Raw genomic sequence first — 16810 nt, 5'->3', positions numbered from 1 at the left:
CATGATGTCACCAGAGAAAGTACTGTATACCGCCCATGCGACCGCCACCGGCGGGCGCGAGGGCAGCGCGAAGACCGACGACGGGCGCCTGTCGGTCACCCTGTCCACGCCGACCGAGATCGGTGGCGGCGGGGGGTCGGGCACCAACCCCGAGCAGCTGTTTGCCTGTGGTTATTCGGCCTGCTTCCTGGGGGCGCTGAAGCTGGTGGCTGGCCAGGACAAGGTGACCCTGCCCGATGATGCCACGGTCAGCGCCGCCGTGGGCATCGGCCCGAATGCAACCGGGTTTGGCCTGGCCGTCGAACTGACGATCGCCGCAGCAGGGGTGGACAAGGCCGTGCTGGAAAGTCTGGTGCAGAAGGCCAACGTCGTGTGCCCCTATTCCAACGCCACCCAGAACAACATCCGCGTCACACTCACCGTACAGTAGCCTGGCGCGCGAATTTCCTGCGGGCATGCCTGATGCAGGCTGTCTGATGCAGGTCAAATAACGATGTGATCAATGTGGTTATCATGGGTCCGCACATATCCTGACCCATGAGGCCACCATGCCATCCAATGCTGCCGCACCTGCCGTGCCTGCTTCGCGCAAGGCCCTGTCCGTGCTGTTTTCCAGTACATTCGCCTTCACCATCTGCTTCGCCATCTGGACGATGTTCTCGGTGCTGGGTGTGCCGCTGAAGACAGATCTCGATCTGAACGAGACGCAGTTCGGCCTGCTGATTGCCACGCCGGTCCTGACGGGCTCGCTGGTGCGCGTGCCGTTGGGCATGCTCACGGATCGCTTTGGCGGGCGCATCGTATTCTTCCTGGTGCTGCTGGTCTGCGTGCCGCCGCTGTACCTGATGGCGCACGCCGACAGCTACATGCAGTTCCTGGTGCTGGCCCTGTTCGTGGGCCTGGCCGGCGGCACGTTTTCTGTCGGCACACCCTACGTGGCGCGCTGGTTCGCCCCCGAACGGCGCGGCTTTGCCATGGGGGTCTTCGGTGCCGGCAATTCGGGCTCCGCGCTGAACCTGTTCGTGGCCCCGCTGATCATCGCGGCATTTGGCTGGACCATGCTGCCCAAGGTATACGCCGGCCTGATGCTGGGCACGGCGGTGCTGTTCTGGCTCTTCAGCCACTCCGACCCGGGGCATCGCTCGGCGGGTAGGGTCAGCATGCTGGAACAGCTCCAGGTGCTCAAGGATCCGCGCGTGTGGCGCTATTGCCAGTACTACTCGGTGGTGTTTGGCGGCTATGTCGCCCTGGCCCTGTGGATCACCAAATACTACGTGGCCGAATATGGCTTCGACCTGACTCTCGCGGCGTTCCTGGCCATGGTGTTCTCGTTGCCTGGCGGGGTGCTGCGGGCACTGGGCGGCTGGTTTTCCGACCGCTACGGGGCGTACCCTGTCACCTGGTGGGTGATGTGGGTGTGCTGGGTGTGCTTCTTCATCCTGTCATATCCCCAGACCCGCATGACGGTCCAGACCCTGCACGGCCCCCTGTCGCTGAACATCGGCCTGAATGCCGGCCTGTTCACGGCCTTGCTGTTCATCGTCGGGGTGGCCATGGCGATCGGCAAGGCATCGGTCTTCAAGTTCATCAGCGATGACTATGTCGAAAACATCGGTGCCGTTTCCGGGGTGGTGGGGCTGGCCGGCGGCCTGGGCGGCTTTGTGCTGCCCATCCTGTTCGGTATTCTGCTCGATCTCACCGGGGTCTATTCCAGTGCCTTCATGCTGCTCTATGGTACGGTCTGTGTGTCATTGGTCTTCATGCATTACTCGTATCGCCGCAGCCCGCGGGCCGGGACCGAACTGGTGGGTGAAATCTGAACATGCCACGCCGCGGCTGCCGACGCTGCAGCCCGTGCCTGGATCCCGGAAGCGTATGATGCAGGTTTTGCCGCTTGCAACCATCGGGAGCCCGGATGCCCCCCAGAGATATATTGGCGGCCCTGATCCTGATCGTGGTCTGGGGCGCCAATTTCGTGGTCATGAAGCTGGGGCTGGAAGAATTTCCTCCACTGCTGCTGGGCGGCTTGCGGTTCGTGTTCGTGGCGTTTCCGGCGATTCTGTTCGTGCCGCCCCCGGCCATACACTGGCGCCATGTGCTGCTGTACGGTGCCACCATCTGCGTGGGCCAGTTCATGCTGCTCTTCCTGGGCCTATGGCTGGGCATGCCCGCGGGGCTTGCATCGATCGTGATGCAGTTGCAGGCCTTCATGACCGTGGGCATTGCGGCCATCGTGCTGCGCGAAACCCTGCAGGCCCAGCACCTCTGGGGCATGCTGCTGGCGGTGGTGGGCCTGCTCATGCTGTATCCCTGGAGTGAGGGGGCTGCGCCAGTGCCGCTGGTCGGGTTGCTGCTGACCCTCATGGGGGCGTTCAGCTGGGCCGTGGGCAATGTGGCACTCAAGTGCGCGGGCCAGGTGCGCATGCTGTCGCTGGTGGTGTGGGGATCCTTGGTGGCACCGTTGCCGTTCGGCCTGCTGTCGTTGCTGTTCGAAGGCAGGGAAAACATCATGTACAGCCTTGCCCACGTCAGCCTGCAGGGCGTGCTGGTGATCGCCTATCTTTCGATTCTGGCGACTTTGGTGGGTTATGTGCTGTGGGGGCAGCTGCTCGCACGCCACCCGATGGCGCGTGTGGCGCCGCTCAGCCTGCTGATCCCCATCGTCGGGCTGTTGTGCGCAAGCGTGTTTCTGGGGGAGCACCTGGTTCTGCTGCAATGGCTGGGCGGCCTCGTGATTCTCGTGGGGCTCGCCGTCAACCTGTTTGGCTGGCGCTGGCTGCAGCCGGGATTCCTGAAAAAACTTTGAATGAGGTCACTACCATGTCCATGCATCGCAAAGGGTTCGACGCCCTGATGGAAATCATTGCCCGCCCCGAACTGATATTCGTGCGCGGGCAGGGTTCCTGGCTCGAGGACCACGCGGGCAAGCGCTATCTCGATTTCGTACAGGGCTGGGCGGTGAACAGCCTGGGGCACCAGGCCCCCGAGATCGTCGCGGCGCTCGAGCGCCAGGCGCGCCTGCTGATCAACCCGTCTGCAGCGTTCTACAACCAGCCGGCCATCGATCTGGCCCTGCGGCTGGTGCAGGCCTCGTGTTTCGACCGGATATTCTTTGCCAACAGCGGTGCCGAGGCCAACGAAGGGGCGATCAAGCTGGCCCGCAAATGGGGGCAGAAGCACCGCGATGGCGCCTATCGGATCATCACCTTCGAGCATGCCTTTCATGGGCGCACCCTGGCGACCATGTCGGCATCCGGCAAAGAAGGCTGGGATCGAAAATTTCCACCACAGGTCGAGGGTTTTCCCAAGGCCCGGCTCAATGACCTGGCGTCCGTACGTGCCCTGATCGACGAGCAGACCGTGGCCGTGATGCTCGAGCCGGTGCAGGGCGAAGGGGGGGTCATACCGGCCACGCCGGCGTTCATGCAGGCCCTGCGGTCGCTGACCCGCGAGCATGGCCTGCTGCTCATCGTCGATGAGGTGCAGACCGGGATGGGCCGGACCGGTCGGCTGTTTGCCTACCAGCATGCCGATGTCGAGCCCGACATCATGACCCTGGGCAAGGGGATCGGTGGCGGCGTGCCGCTGGCCGCTCTGTGCGCGCGCGAGGCGGTCAGCTGCTTCGACCCGGGCGACCAGGGGGGCACCTACAATGGCAACCCGTTGATGACGGCCGTTGGCGTGGCGGTGTTCGATGCGCTGACGGCCCCGGGGTTTCTGGATGACGTCAATGCCCGGGCGCAGCTGCTGTCCACCGGGCTGCTGTCCCTGTGTGAAAAATGGGGCCTGCCGGGTGAACGCGGCCTGGGCCTGCTGCGGGTGCTCGAACTGGACGGCGACCACGGGCCGGCCCTTGTTGAGGCGGCGCGTGAACGCAGCCCCGAAGGTCTGCTGCTGAACAGCCCGCGCAACAATCTGCTGCGCTTCATGCCGGCCCTGAATGTCACTGCCGATGAAATCGAGACCCTGCTGAAGTGGCTCGATGGCCTGATCGGTCAGGTGTGCACGGCGTAGCTGCAAGCGCCGGCAGCGGCCGGCCACGGCCGGCCAGCGGGCATGCGCGCTGGCCCGTCTGCGCCTGCGGCGGGCTCGGGTGATTCAGCTGCCGCAGCAGGCGGCAGGCTTTGGCCACATGGCCTGCCCGTGATCAGGGCTTCGCTGGGCGGTATTTTTCCAGCAGCGCCTTGGCGGCGTCGATGATCAGCAGGGTGTCCAGGCCCACGGCGACGAACTGGGCACCCAGCGCCAGGCAGCTTTGCGCAAAGGCCTGGCTGGTGGTCAGCACACCAGCGGCCTTGCCCATCGAAAGTACCGTGCGCATGCCGTCTTCGACGGCCTGGCGGATGGCCGGGTTGCCAGGGTCGTGGATATGGCCCATCGAGGCACCCAGGTCCGTCGGGCCAAAGAACACGCCATCGACACCATCCACTGCCGTGATGGCCTCGAGGTTTTCCAGCGCGCGTACCGATTCGACCTGCACCATGAGGCAGATTTCGTCATTGGCCCGCTGCAGATAGTCGGGGATCAGTTTCCAGCGGGCCGCCCGGGCCAGTGCCGTGCCGACGCCGCGCGTACCCTGCGGCGGGTAGCGCGTGGCGGCCGCCAGCGCCCGGGCCTGTTCGGCCGTGTCCACCATTGGAATCAGCAGGTTCTGCGCGCCGATGTCCAGCAGTTGCTTGAGGCCGGCGGGATCCGCTGACGGGGTGCGCACCACGGGTGCTGTGGGATAGGGCGCCATGGCCTGCAATTGCCCGAGAATGGTGCGCAGGTCGTTGGGGGCATGTTCCGCATCGATGACCAGCCAGTCGAAGCCGGTGCCGGCCAGGATCTCGGTCACGTAGGGATCGGCCGTGCCGGCCCACAGGCCGATCTGGGCCTGGTTCGAGCGCAGGGCCTGTTTGAAGGCGTTGGGTTTCATGAAAGGCAGCCGTTGACGAAAATGGGGTTGGAATCCGGTGGTTCAAAGTCTGCTCGCCCGTCAGGCAAAGCGGAAGGCAATATGCCCCAGCGGGCCGTAGTCTGCGTGCAGCGTATCGCCCACCTGACCGGTGATCGGACGCGTGAAGGATCCCGACAGCACGACATCGCCCGCCTGGAGGTGTTCGTCGAATGGTGCGATCTTGTTGGCCAGCCAGGCGACCCCGGTGGCCGGGTGCCCCAGCACGCCGGCAGCCAGCCCGGTCTCCTCGATGATGCCGTTGCGCAGCAGGATGGCACCCACCCTGGGGATGTCCAGTGCGTCCGGGCGCGCCGGTGTGCCGCCGATGACGATCCCGGCGTTGGCGGCAAAGTCGGAAATCGTATCGTAGACCTTGCGCGGTGCCCCGCTTTCGCGGTCGTATTGCTCGATGCGGGCGTCGATGATCTCGAGCGCCGGGACGATGTATTCGGTGGCCCGCAGTACGTCGAACAGATCGACACCCGGGCCTTTGAGATCGCGTGCGAGGATGAAGGCCAGCTCGACCTCGACGCGCGGTGCAATGAAGCGCGCAAAGGGAATATCGCCGTTGCCCTCGAAGAACATGTCGTCCATGAGCGGCGCGTAATCGGGTTCGCTGATCTGCGAGGCCTGCTGCATGGCACGCGAAGTCAGGCCGATCTTGCGCCCCCGGATGCGGCGACCGTCCTGCAGTTCGCGCTGCACCCAGGCCTGCTGGATGCGGTAGCCGTCTTCTATGGTCATGTCGGGATGGCGGGCCGAAAAATGGCGCACCGGCGTGCGGGTCTTGCGCGCGTCGTAGAGTTCCTGGGCAAGCTGATGAATCAGATGGTCGGCGAGCATGGTCAGTCCTTCAGGCGTTGGTGCAGATTGTTGTGCTTCCAGGCGCCCGGCGGCGGGAATTCCTCGACCACCAGCGAAAGGGCCAGACCCTGGCGCTCGTACAGATCGGCAAAATGCTGCTTGAGCACCTCGAACAGGTGGTCTCCGGTGGCCTGCAGCACCTGGGCCGGGCGTTTGTTGCCGATGCGCAGGGTGGCGTGGACATAGGCGGCATCTGCCACGCGGTCGTTGGCAATGCAATACGCTTCACGGGGTTCGGCGCGCACGCGGATGCCCGCCACCGGATAGACGGGCTGGCCATCGGCGCGTTCGTCGACGAGCACCTGCGAGAGCTTGCGCAGCAGGCTCGGGATGTCGGTCAGGGGGCGCAGGTTGGCGCTGTATTCAAGCGTGAGGTGAGGCATGGTCTTTCCTGGATGAAATTGATGTGATGGACCTGTCGGGACGGGCTCGTCAGGCTTTTGCGGTGGGTGCGGCCGGAATGCCGAAGACCTCGTCACCCACGATATGGCTCACCAGCCGGCCGATGTGCTCGATTTCGGTGGTCACCACATCGCCGACCTGGACGTCGACCACGCCCTTCGGGGTCCCCGTGAGGATGACGTCACCCGCCGCGAGGGTCATGAAGCCGCTCAGGTAGGCGATGATTTCGGGGATGTCGAACACCATGTCGGCCGTGGTGCCTTCCTGGGTCGTCGAACCGTTGACTTCGGTGCGCAGTTGCAGCCTGCCGGGGTCCGGGATGTCGGCAGCATCCACCAGCCACGGGCCCAGCAGCGTACAGGTGTCGCGGTTCTTGACGCGCAGATTGGGTCGGTACCAGTTCTCGAGGTAGTCGCGTATGGCGTAGTCATTGGCCACGGTATAGCCGGCCACCACCGACAGCGCCTCTTCGCGGGGCACGTTGCGGGCCGTTCGGCCGATCACCACGGCCAGTTCGCACTCGTAGTGCATGAATGTGGCGTCGGCGGGCCTGCGGGTCTGCCCGCGATGGCCCATGATGGCCTGGGGGCTCTTGATGAAGGCCAGGGGCTCGGCCTGCTTGTCGAAGGACAGCTCTTTTGCGTGATCGGCGTAATTCAGGCCCAGTGCAAAAACCGTGCCGACCTCGATGGGCGGCAGCCAGACGACGGCCTCTTCGGCCAGCACGCGGCCGTCGGCAAGCTGCAGGCCACGAGGGTGGGGGGTCGCATGATGGATTGCGCCAGCGTAGGCGACGCGTGCGTGTTTCATGGCTTGTTTCCAGTGAATGAGGGCGATTCCGGGATCAGGTGGTTTTCCAGCCGGCCCAGGCCGGCGATTTCGATGGCCACGGACTGGCCGGCCCTGACCAGGGGGGCTTCTGCAGGCACGCCAGTGAGCAGCACGTCGCCCGGAACCAGCGTCATGAAGGCCGTGATGTCCTGCAGCAGTCGGCCCAGAGGGCGTATGAAGCCGGCGGTGCTGGCCTGTTGCTGCCGGATGCCGTCGACATACACCGACAGCGTGACGTCATCGGGGTCGGGCAGCAGGCGGGCCGCACGGATCCAGGGCCCCATGGGACAGCTGTGGTCGCGGACACGGAAGGGCAGGGCCGGGCGGTAGAAACTGTCGTGCGGCACGGTCAGGTCGTTGACGATGACATAGCCTGCCACACAGGCCAGGGCGTCCTGTTCGCGCACCCGGCAGGCCGTCGTGCCGATCACCGCGCCCAGGGCGGCACCCGCGAGCAGGCCTTCGACCCCCGCAGGCACGACGACCCGGGTGCCATGGGCGCACAGCGTGTTGCGCGGCTTGATGTACAGCACCGGGGCCTGCGGAGGCGCCTTGTAGGGCGGCTGGTGTACGGCATCGCCCAGCGCCTGCAGGGCGCGGCGGTCATTGAGCAGCGTACCGTACACCGAGCCTCGCACCGGCGCATGCACAGCCACCCCTGCCGCGAGCCAGCCCCGTGCGGTTTCAAGAGGGACGTCAACGGGGGCGGGCTGGTCGCAGCGCCACAGATAGGTGTCGTTCAAGGGAAGGGCAAATGGGTTCACGGCAAGCCTCTGGTTGCGACGGGTGTATGAAATCTCGCGGTATCTTTGCACTGTCGCGGCGCATCGGTCAAATGCATCGGCGGCCCCCAGCCCGAGTGCGGGAAAATACCCATTCATGCGGGTCCGGCTTTGTATCGGCCGATACATCCCCAATGGCCGGGCGTTGCTAGACTGGCGTCGCGGTGTCCAATGTCATCATGCAAAACAGCGGCAATTCGTCGCGCCCGGGCTCGCATGACCGTCGTGCCTGGGCTCGCATGACCTTACTCGGAGAAGCCATGAACAAGTTCGGATTGTCTTTTTGTGCAGCCTCATTGGCCGCATTGTGCCTGGCGCAGTCTGCCCAGGCGGCAGAGCAGCGCCCGGAGTTTGTCGTCGGGGTCGTGAATTCCGTCACGGGCGGCGCATCCGCCATCGCGGCCGGTGCCGTCTCGACGTTCGACCTGCTCGAGGATCGCTACGCCAAGGATGACACGCTGCCCTTCAAGGTGCGCTTCATCAACTACGACGACGGCTCCGATCCGGCCAAGTCGGTGAATACCGTGCGCAAGCTGATTCAGGAAGACGGCGCGCACCTGGTCATCTGCTGCACCACCACACCGGCTTCGCTGGCCGTCAACCCGGTGGTCGACGAAGCCCGCACCCCCAATCTGTCGCTTGCTTCTGCGGCTTCGGTCATCGACCCGGCGGCCGAGCACCCGTTCACGTTCAAGGCACCGCTGACCGACCGTCTGATGATCGCCTACACGATAGACTACATGCTCGACAAGGGCTACAAGAACGTGGCCTTCATGGGGCTGGATGACTCCTACGGCGAGGGGGGCTGGGTCGAATTCAAGAATATCGCGGCCGACAAGGGCCTGAACATCGTGGCCGACGAGCGCTTTGCGCGCGGCGATACCAACTTCACGCCCCAGGCGCTGAAGGTCTCCAGGGAGAAGCCCGATGCCGTCTATTTCCACGCCATTCCGCCCTCTTCGGCGCTGGCCACGGCCGCGCTGCGCAGGGTGGGGTACCAGGGCCCGATCTTCCATGGGGCCGGTACACCTACACCGTCCTTCATTGCCGTGGGCAAGAAGGCCGTCGAAGGCGCCATCGTCGGGGCCACCCCCTTCACCGTGCGCGAGCAACTGCCTGCAGACTACCCATTGCGGCCGGTGATCGAGGCGTTCGTCACGAGCTACGACGCGAAGTACGGGCCGGGCAAGGTCGACATGTTCTCGGCCCAGGCCAACGACACTATGCTGGTGGCCATCGAGGCCCTGAAGCTGGCGACCCAGGCGGGTGTCGATGCGAATGATCTGCCGGCCGCGCGCGTGGCGGTGCGCGACGCGCTCGAGAACGTCAAGGATCTCAAGGGCGTCAACGGGATCTACACCTTCTCGCCTGACAACCACCTGGGTATCGATGAACGCAGCACGCTGCTGGTGGAAGTCGAAGACGGGCAATTCAAGCTTCTGGCCGATTGATGGATGCTTTGACAAGCCTGTTCCTGCTGGTCGACGGCCTCACCAATGGGGCCGTCTATACCTTGGTGGGGCTGAGCCTGGTGCTGGTCTACACCACCACGCGGGTGGTGAACATCGCCCAGGGGGAATTCGTGGCCTTTGGCGCGCTGACCTTCGCCACCTTCATGGAGGGGCGGCTTGCCCCCGTGATCTACGTCGTCGCCATCACCGGGGCGGTGTGCCTGGTGCTCGATGTGGTGCGCGCGCGGCGCCAGCATCACAATCCCTGGCGCCTGGCGACCATCTACGTCCTGGCGGCCGTGGTGCTGGCGGTACTGACCTGGCTGGCCCTGGCCACTGGCTGGCTGGTCCTGCAAATGGTGGCCACGCTCGCGCTGGTGGCGGCGCTGGGGCCCATCATCTACAGGTTGACGGTGGAGCCCAAGCCTGACAATCCCATCATCGTGCTGGTCATCATCAGTATCGGGGTCTCGCTGATCATGCATCCGCTGGCACTCTTGCTCTGGGGCGCCGATCCCATACCGGTCGAGGCCATCAGCGACCAATGGTTCGACGTGGGCGGGGTGGATGTCGCAGCCCAGTCCCTGTTCATCATGGGTTTCTCGTTGCTGGCGGCGATCGCGCTGTTCCTGTTCTTCAACTACACGCTGACGGGCAAGGCGCTGCGCGCGGCGTCCATCAACCGCAGTGGCGCGCAATATTGCGGCATTCCGGTGATCATGGCGGGGCGCCTGAGCTTCTTTCTGGCCGCGGCGCTCTCGGCCGCCAGCGGCATGCTGCTGGCCCCCCTGGTGACGGCCCACTACGAAATGGGCTTCGTGGTGGGCCTCAAGGGCTTCGTGGGCGCGGCCACCGGCGGTCTGGTGGATTACCCGCTGGCCGTGCTGGGGGTCTTTCTGGTGGGCATTTTCGAATCCTTTGCCTCGTTCCTGAGCAGTTCCTACCGGGACGCCGTGGTCTTTGCCCTGGTGATTCCCATCATGATCTGGCGCAATGCCCGTGCGGGTGCCGATCTGGACAACCTGGACTAGCGGGGACACATGCGGTACTGGACTCATCTGGACATGGATACACACCGAACTGGTTTTCTGGTCACTGCGGTCGTCGTGGGGCTGCTGATCGCAACGCTGTCCACCTATCACGTGGGGGTGCTGACCATCGCGGGCACCAACATCCTGGTGTGCATCGGGCTGGGCTTTCTGCTGGCGGCCGGCCAGCTGTCGCTGGGGCACGTGGCCTTCGTGGGCCTGGGGGCCTATGGTTCGGCCATTCTGGCGCGTGACTACGGCGTCGATCCGGTGCTCGCCATCTTCGTCACCCTGCTGGCGAATCTGGTGCTGGCCTATGTCATCGGGCGCCTGACGCTGCATTTGCGCGGCCACTACCTGCCCCTTGCCACGCTGGCCTGGGGCATCGCCATCTATGTCTGCTTCGTGGCGGCCATCGATGTCACGGGGGGCGCATCCGGGCTGTCCGGCATTCCGGCGCTGAAGATCTTCGGCGTCGAGCAAGGCGTGCGCGGCATGTCGGCATTGACGTGGCTCCTGGTCGGGCTGACGTATCTGGCCTTTTGCCGCATCTATCAGGGGCGTATCGGGCGCGGCGCCCGGGCCATCAAGTCGGCGCCCATGATGGCCGCGGCCGTCGGGGTCGATGTCGCCCGCGTCAAGATCCGCATCTTCGTGCTCTCGGCGGGGCTCGCCGCCCTGTCCGGGGGCCTGTATGTCTTCTACATGCGCTTCGTCAGCCCGAGCTCGTTCGGCATCTTCGAGTCGTTCAATCTGCTCATCATGGTGGTGCTGGGGGGCTATGCCCATCCTCTGGGCGCGGTTCTGGGCGTGATTGCCTTTACCCTGATCGAACTGGGTGCCCAGTATGTCTTTGCGAATCTGCTGGGCATCCCCGGGCAGATGGAGACCATTCTGTTCGGTTTCATCCTGATCGTGGCGCTGCTGCGCTGGCCGCAGGGCCTGTTGACCTGGATGAATCCGCGTTATCTCAGCCGTCGTGGCAAGGCGTCCGGGTCGGATTCCACTGCGGCCCTGCCCGCCGCGCAACGGGCTGAGGGCGACACCTTGCTGGCCACGCAGGCCGTCGGCAAGCGTTTTGGCGGTCTGCAGGCACTTCGGGACGTGTCCATCGAAGTGCCGGCCGGTCGCATCACCGGCCTGATCGGGCCCAATGGTGCCGGCAAGTCCACGCTGTTCAATGTACTCACGTCGGTATTTCCGCCCAGCGACGGGCAGGTGGTACTCGATGGCGCCACGATGCCGGCGCAGGCTCACAGGGTGATCCGCCAGGGGGTGGCCAGGACATTCCAGCACGTGCAACTGGTGCGCGAACTGGATGTGCTCGACAACGTGATGCTGGGTGGTCACGTCACCGGCCGGGCCGGGTTGTTCGCCGCAGCGTTTGGCCTCGATCGCCAGGAGGAAGCGCGCCTGCGCAGCGCGGCCCACGCGGCATTGACCCAGGTGGGCCTCGATGACCAGGCCTTGCGCCCTGTCGGCAGCCTGCCGTTGGGCAGCCAGCGTCTGGTCGAGGTGGCCCGCGCGCTGATGTCGGGCCCGCGGATACTGTTGCTCGATGAGCCCGCGGCAGGCCTGCGCGGGCCCGAGAAAGAGACCCTGATCGGGCTGATGCAGCGCCTGCGCGACGAGCAGGGCATGGCCGTGCTGCTGGTCGAGCATGACATGGATCTGGTCATGCGCTGCGTGGATTATCTGTTCGTACTCAACTACGGCCAATTGCTGGCCGAGGGTACGCGGCGGGACGTGCAGCAGAATCCTTTGGTGATCGCAGCCTACCTGGGGGAATGACGCATGAGCTCGCTGAGTGTGAAGAATCTGGTGGTGTCCTATGGGCAGGTCAATGCCGTCGACGGCATCAGTTTCGATGTCCCTTCGGGACAGCTGGTCACCCTGATCGGCGCCAACGGGGCTGGCAAGACCACGTTGCTGAAGGCCCTGATGGGCGCCTTGCCGGCGCGCAGCGGGACGATCGAGATGGATGGCGTCAGTCTCGACATGATGTCCGTGGAAGAGCGCGTGCGCCGCGGCATCTGTCTGGTGCCCGAGACCCGCTCGCTGTTCGGCTCGATGAAGGTCGAGGACAACCTCAGCCTGGGCGCCTATTCGAAACGCCGGACGACGCATTTCAAACAAGAGCTCGATCGCATCTACGACCTGTTCCCCGTGCTGCGCGAGCGGCGCAGGCAACTGGCGGGCACCTTGTCGGGGGGCGAGCAGCAGATGGTGGCGATCGGGCGGGCGCTGATTGCCCGCCCCCGGATCCTGCTGCTCGACGAACCATCGATAGGTCTGGCGCCATTGATCGTGCACCAGATCATGAAAGTGATCGTCGAACTGCGCCAGCGCGACGGGCTGACCATCGTGCTGGTCGAGCAGAATGCCAAGGTTGCGCTGCGCGATGCCGACCTGGGCTATCTGATCGAATTGGGCAGCATCATCAAATCGGGCCCTGGCGACAGCCTGGCCCGGGATCCCGATGTGTTGCGCAGTTATCTGGGTGCAGAAACCGCGTGATGCCGGCTTTCCTGTTCTGTATCGGTCGATACAGACCCAACGCACGGGAGCGTGCACAATAAATCACTCATCAGCACCACTTTGGTGGCCAAGGAGACTCCCAATGGAATATCGTGTAGGAAAGACCGATTTCAATATCCTGCGGCTGGGGCATATTGAATACTTCGTCCAGGACCTGGATCGGGCGCGGGCATTTTATGTCGATGCCATCGGCCTGTTCGAGACCGCGCGCGACGAGAACCACATCTACCTTCGGGGTATCGAAGATCGCGATCACCACAGCGTCGTGCTGACGCGCTCGCCCACTGCGGGCATCGGGCATTTCAGCTTCAAGGTGGCGAGCGAAGAGGATCTGGAACGTCTGGCGCACAAGTTCAAGGGCCTGGGTTGTCCGATGCGCTGGCTGGAGCCGGGTGAAGAACTTGGTCAGGGGCGGGCGCTGCGCGTGCAGGATCCGCTCGGGTTCCAGGTCGAGTATTTTGCCGAGATGGAATCCGTGCCCTGGCTGCTGCAGAGCTATCATCTGCATCGCCATGGCTGCCCCACTCGCCTGGATCACCTGAACATACTGATACCCGATGCCCAGGTCGGCTACGAATGGTACACGCGCGAACTGGGCTTCTACTGTTCCGAATACACGCGCGCCGCCGCGCCCTCGGATTCGGTCTATGGCTCGTGGCTGTTTCGCAAGCCCACGATCCATGACATCGCGGTGATGACCGGCTCCGGGCCAAGCGTGCACCATGCGGGGTTTTCCCTGCTGGAGCCCATGGGTGTCATCCGGGCCTGCGATGCGCTGGCGGCCGCGGGCTATGCCGACAGCATCGAGCGTGGGCCGGCGCGTCACGGGATCTCGAATGCGCTGTTCGTGTACCTGCGCGACCCTGATGGCAACCGCTTCGAGCTGTATACCGGCGATTACCTCACGGTTGACCGCGAGCGCGAGCCCATTGCCTGGGATCTGGACGATCCCCGCAGGCAGAGCCTGTGGGGTGCCCCACCGCCGCGTCGCTGGTATGAGGAATCCATGACCGTCTATACGCTCGATGGGCAGGCCGTGCCCAAGGTGGCACCCACGCAACGCGCCATTCCGGCCTACGTCGACTGATCAACCCATCACCCCCAGGAGGACCTGACATGGATCGCAGGGTCATCGTGCCAGAAACAGGGCTGCTGCCGCACCGCCCCTATTCGCCGGCGATACTCGTCGACGATTTCCTGTTTGTTTCCGGGCATACGGGCGCGCATCCGGTGACCCGCGAGTTCTCGGACGACATCACCGAGCAGACACGCATGACATTCGACAACATCCGTGCGGTGCTGGCGGCGGCGGGTGCCGACATGCAGGACGTGGTCAAGGCCACGGTGTTCATGACCGACATGTCGGCCGATTTCCAGGCCATGAATGCCGTGTTTCGCGATGTCTTCCCGGACAACCCCCCGGCGCGCTCGACGGTGGGGGTGGCCCATCTGGCCCGGCCCGGGTTGAAGGTCGAAATCGAGGTCATTGCCTACCGCAGGAAGGGGGCATCGACATGATCCCACACTTGATCAACGGCAAGGCCGTGGAAAGCGCCGCGGTCATCGAAAATCGCAGTCCGGCCACGGGCGAGGTGATCGGCGAGATCGCACGCGGGGGCGAGCAGGAGATCCAGGCGGCCGTTGCGGCGGCCAGGGACGCCTTTCCGCGCTGGGCCAATACGCCGGCTGCGGAACGGGCCCGCATCATGCGCCGCCTGGGCGACCTGCTGGATCAATACGTGCCCGAGCTGGCCGAACTGGAAACCGAGGATACCGGCCTGCCCATCACGCAGACCAGGCATCAGCTGATTCCACGGGCCAGCCAGAACTTCCGTTTTTTCTCCGAGGTGGCCACGCGGGTCAATGGCCATACCTACCCGGTGGACCGGACCATGCTCAACTACACCCTGTTGCAGCCGGTGGGGGTGTGCGGTCTGATTTCGCCATGGAACGTGCCGCTGATGACGGCCACCTGGAAAGTCGCCCCTTGCCTGTCCCTGGGCAATACGGCGGTGCTCAAGATGTCCGAACTGTCGCCCATGACGGCCGACCGCCTCGGGCAGATCGCCCTCGAGGCGGGCGTGCCGCCCGGGGTACTGAACATCGTGCATGGCTACGGCACGGAGGCCGGCGAGGCGCTGGTCAGGCACCCCGACGTGCGCACCATCTCCTTTACGGGGGGTACCGCCACAGGGCAGCGCATCAGCACGCAGGCGGGCATCAAGCGCCTGTCGATGGAACTGGGCGGCAAGTCGCCGGTGCTCATCTTTGCCGATGCCGATCTCGAGCGGGCCCTCGATGCCGCCCTGTTCACCATATTTTCCATCAATGGCGAGCGTTGCACGGCAGGTTCGAGGATCTTCATCCAGCGCTCCATCTACGACAGCTTCGCGCGCGAGTTCGCGCAACGGGCCGGGCGGCTGGTGGTCGGCGATCCGCGCGAGTACGATACCAACGTGGGTGCCATGATCACGCGCCAGCACTGGGAAAAGGTCATGGGCTACATCGAACTGGGCCAGCGCGAGGGCGCGCAGGTGGCGGCGGGCGGTTCAACACCGGCCAATCTGCCGGCGCGGGTGGCGGGCGGCCATTTCATCCAGCCGACCGTGCTCACGGGCGTGGACAATCGAATGCGCGTTGCCCAGGAAGAAATCTTCGGCCCCGTGGTCTGCCTGATTCCGTTCGATGATGAAGACGATGGTCTGGCGCTGGCCAACGACAGCCGCTACGGCCTGGCGTCGTATGTCTGGACCCAGGATCTGGGCAAGGCCCACCGGCTCGCTGCTGGTATCCAGGCGGGCATGGTGTTCGTCAACAGCCAGAATGTGCGCGACCTGCGCCAGCCGTTCGGCGGCATCAAGGACTCGGGCGTGGGCCGCGAAGGGGGCGATGCCAGCCTGGAGACCTTCTGTGAAGTCAAGAACGTCTGCGTGTCCATGGGCAGCCACCCGATCCCCCGCTGGGGGCTCGAGCACCCCTGATGCAGGCACCGGGCCGCCCGGCCCGAGCGGGCAGCGGGCAGCCTGAAACAGTCAGCCTGAAATAGTCAGCCTGAAATAGTCGGCCTGAAACGGCCGGGCTGATCCGGCAATTGACTGTCTGGTCTGGTGGCGCGTGCTGCGCGGCCTTGCGCAAGGCCGGGTTCAGCGCAAGGTGCTGAATGCCGGGCCGTCGGGAAAACCGGCGGGCAGGAGAATGCGCTTGCCTGAAAAGGCAAGGATCTCTTCTGTCTTGAGGCGGTTCAGGATGCGTGTGACGGTCACGCGTGATAGCCCGGTCAGGTTGCCGATCTGCTCATGCGTGAGATTCACGGCGACGGCATTGTCGGGTGTGTCTTCTTCCTGGTGTGTGAAATAGAACTGACGCAGAAAATCCAGGATGCGGCGCTCGGGCGTGTCGAAGATCGCCTGGCGCAGGCGCTCGACCATCTGGCGCTGCTTGATGCTCAGCAGATACAGCAGCGCCATGGCGAAGTCCGGGTCTTCGATGATGAACCGCCGGATCTGGTCGGATTCGAAGCGCAGCAGGGTTGAATCGACCACGGCCCGGGTGCGCGAAAACCTGGGTTTGAGCAGGAATGCCGCGGCTTCGCCAATGACGCTGCCGGGGCCCATGATGTTCAGGATGGCTTCCGAGCCGTGTTCGCTGATGGTCGATACGTGGATTTTCCCGCTCAGCACGACATAGAATGACTTGTCGATCTGCCCCTGGTCGAACAGCGAGTCGCCCGCCGCCACCTCGATGGTGGTGGCCAGGTGCCGGAGGGATGCGAGATACGAGGCCTGCGGGCTCTGGGGGAGCCAGGTTTCCGCCGCCAGCCGGTGGCTGGAGACATTCGAGTGCTTGGCCATGGTCGTTGGAACGGGAAATATCCGGATTCATTATACATAGGCCAGTGTCCGGGCCGAGGGCGCCCCTTGCGCGGCCACGTGTTTTGTATCCGGGGATACAGCAGAGTTCCCGAGTCTGGACAAA

The 16810-nt window shown here is 64.5% G+C and carries 17 protein-coding genes; 11 read left to right on the top strand and 6 right to left on the bottom strand.

From position 1 onward, the window contains the following. The first annotated feature begins 4 nt into the window (after positions 1 to 4). The 4 genes from WCY17_RS06495 to WCY17_RS06480 all read left to right on the top strand — a co-directional run bounded on the left by WCY17_RS06495 (position 5) and on the right by WCY17_RS06480 (position 4014). Positions 5 to 430 carry an organic hydroperoxide resistance protein gene (locus WCY17_RS06495; protein WP_372701388.1) on the top strand — a complete coding sequence of 142 codons (426 nt, stop codon included), beginning with the start codon at positions 5 to 7 and terminating at the stop codon, positions 428 to 430. A 118-nt stretch (positions 431 to 548) separates the two neighbouring features. Continuing rightward, entirely contained in the window at positions 549 to 1820 is a 1272-nt protein-coding gene (locus tag WCY17_RS06490; RefSeq protein WP_372701364.1) for a nitrate/nitrite transporter, read from the top strand. Between the two features lie 95 nt (positions 1821 to 1915). Beyond that, a complete protein-coding gene (locus WCY17_RS06485; protein ID WP_372701363.1) occupies positions 1916 to 2806 on the top strand; it encodes an EamA family transporter in 891 nt (296 codons plus the stop codon). A gap of 14 nt (positions 2807 to 2820) precedes the next feature. Next, positions 2821 to 4014, top strand: a complete 1194-nt coding sequence (locus WCY17_RS06480) for an acetylornithine transaminase (RefSeq protein WP_372701362.1) — start codon at positions 2821 to 2823, stop codon at positions 4012 to 4014. 133 nt (positions 4015 to 4147) lie between these two features. Here WCY17_RS06480 and WCY17_RS06475 read toward each other — a convergent pair whose 3' ends face one another. Genes WCY17_RS06475 through WCY17_RS06455 form a run of 5 tightly spaced genes read right to left on the bottom strand, consistent with a single transcriptional unit; the run spans position 4148 to position 7779 of the window. Beyond that, on the bottom strand, positions 4148 to 4918 hold the full coding sequence (locus WCY17_RS06475; RefSeq protein ID WP_372701361.1) for an aldolase/citrate lyase family protein: 771 nt from the start codon (positions 4916 to 4918) through the stop codon (positions 4148 to 4150). A 60-nt stretch (positions 4919 to 4978) separates the two neighbouring features. Continuing rightward, positions 4979 to 5782 (bottom strand): 2-oxo-hept-4-ene-1,7-dioate hydratase, encoded by an 804-nt coding sequence (gene hpaH / locus WCY17_RS06470; protein WP_372701360.1) that lies wholly within the window; start codon positions 5780 to 5782, stop codon positions 4979 to 4981. A 2-nt stretch (positions 5783 to 5784) separates the two neighbouring features. Next, on the bottom strand, positions 5785 to 6186 hold the full coding sequence (locus WCY17_RS06465; RefSeq protein WP_372701359.1) for a 5-carboxymethyl-2-hydroxymuconate Delta-isomerase: 402 nt from the start codon (positions 6184 to 6186) through the stop codon (positions 5785 to 5787). A 49-nt stretch (positions 6187 to 6235) separates the two neighbouring features. Beyond that, positions 6236 to 7015 (bottom strand): fumarylacetoacetate hydrolase family protein, encoded by a 780-nt coding sequence (locus tag WCY17_RS06460; RefSeq protein WP_372701358.1) that lies wholly within the window; start codon positions 7013 to 7015, stop codon positions 6236 to 6238. Then, a complete protein-coding gene (locus tag WCY17_RS06455; RefSeq protein ID WP_372701357.1) occupies positions 7012 to 7779 on the bottom strand; it encodes a fumarylacetoacetate hydrolase family protein in 768 nt (255 codons plus the stop codon). Before WCY17_RS06455 ends, WCY17_RS06460 begins: the two co-directional genes overlap by 4 nt. 299 nt (positions 7780 to 8078) lie before the next feature. On the opposite strand from WCY17_RS06455, the gene WCY17_RS06450 reads away from it, so the two are divergent. The 7 genes from WCY17_RS06450 to hpaE all read left to right on the top strand — a co-directional run bounded on the left by WCY17_RS06450 (position 8079) and on the right by hpaE (position 15816). Continuing rightward, a complete protein-coding gene (locus WCY17_RS06450; RefSeq protein WP_372701356.1) occupies positions 8079 to 9269 on the top strand; it encodes an ABC transporter substrate-binding protein in 1191 nt (396 codons plus the stop codon). Further along, the gene (locus WCY17_RS06445; RefSeq protein ID WP_372701355.1) at positions 9269 to 10300 is read left to right on the top strand and encodes a branched-chain amino acid ABC transporter permease; all 1032 of its coding nucleotides are present in this window, start codon (positions 9269 to 9271) and stop codon (positions 10298 to 10300) included. Before WCY17_RS06450 ends, WCY17_RS06445 begins: the two co-directional genes overlap by 1 nt. Before the next feature lie 33 nt (positions 10301 to 10333). Beyond that, entirely contained in the window at positions 10334 to 12088 is a 1755-nt protein-coding gene (locus tag WCY17_RS06440) for an ATP-binding cassette domain-containing protein (RefSeq protein ID WP_372701354.1), read from the top strand. 3 nt (positions 12089 to 12091) lie between these two features. Beyond that, entirely contained in the window at positions 12092 to 12814 is a 723-nt protein-coding gene (locus WCY17_RS06435) for an ABC transporter ATP-binding protein (RefSeq protein WP_372701353.1), read from the top strand. A gap of 103 nt (positions 12815 to 12917) precedes the next feature. Then, entirely contained in the window at positions 12918 to 13922 is a 1005-nt protein-coding gene (gene hpaD / locus WCY17_RS06430) for a 3,4-dihydroxyphenylacetate 2,3-dioxygenase (RefSeq protein WP_372701352.1), read from the top strand. Positions 13923 to 13951: 29 nt separating this feature from the next. Then, positions 13952 to 14353 carry a RidA family protein gene (locus WCY17_RS06425; protein ID WP_372701351.1) on the top strand — a complete coding sequence of 134 codons (402 nt, stop codon included), beginning with the start codon at positions 13952 to 13954 and terminating at the stop codon, positions 14351 to 14353. Then, positions 14350 to 15816 (top strand): 5-carboxymethyl-2-hydroxymuconate semialdehyde dehydrogenase, encoded by a 1467-nt coding sequence (gene hpaE, locus WCY17_RS06420; RefSeq protein ID WP_372701350.1) that lies wholly within the window; start codon positions 14350 to 14352, stop codon positions 15814 to 15816. Before WCY17_RS06425 ends, hpaE begins: the two co-directional genes overlap by 4 nt. Before the next feature lie 162 nt (positions 15817 to 15978). Here hpaE and WCY17_RS06415 read toward each other — a convergent pair whose 3' ends face one another. After that, positions 15979 to 16686, bottom strand: coding sequence for a Crp/Fnr family transcriptional regulator (locus WCY17_RS06415; RefSeq protein WP_372701349.1), 708 nt, complete (start codon positions 16684 to 16686; stop codon positions 15979 to 15981). Between the last annotated feature and the right edge of the window lie 124 nt (positions 16687 to 16810).

The organism is Castellaniella sp., from assembly GCF_041677825.1.
GTDB lineage: Bacteria > Pseudomonadota > Gammaproteobacteria > Burkholderiales > Burkholderiaceae_B > Castellaniella.
Note: the sequence above shows the minus strand (reverse complement) of the source record. Positions and strands in the feature narration are given on the sequence as shown.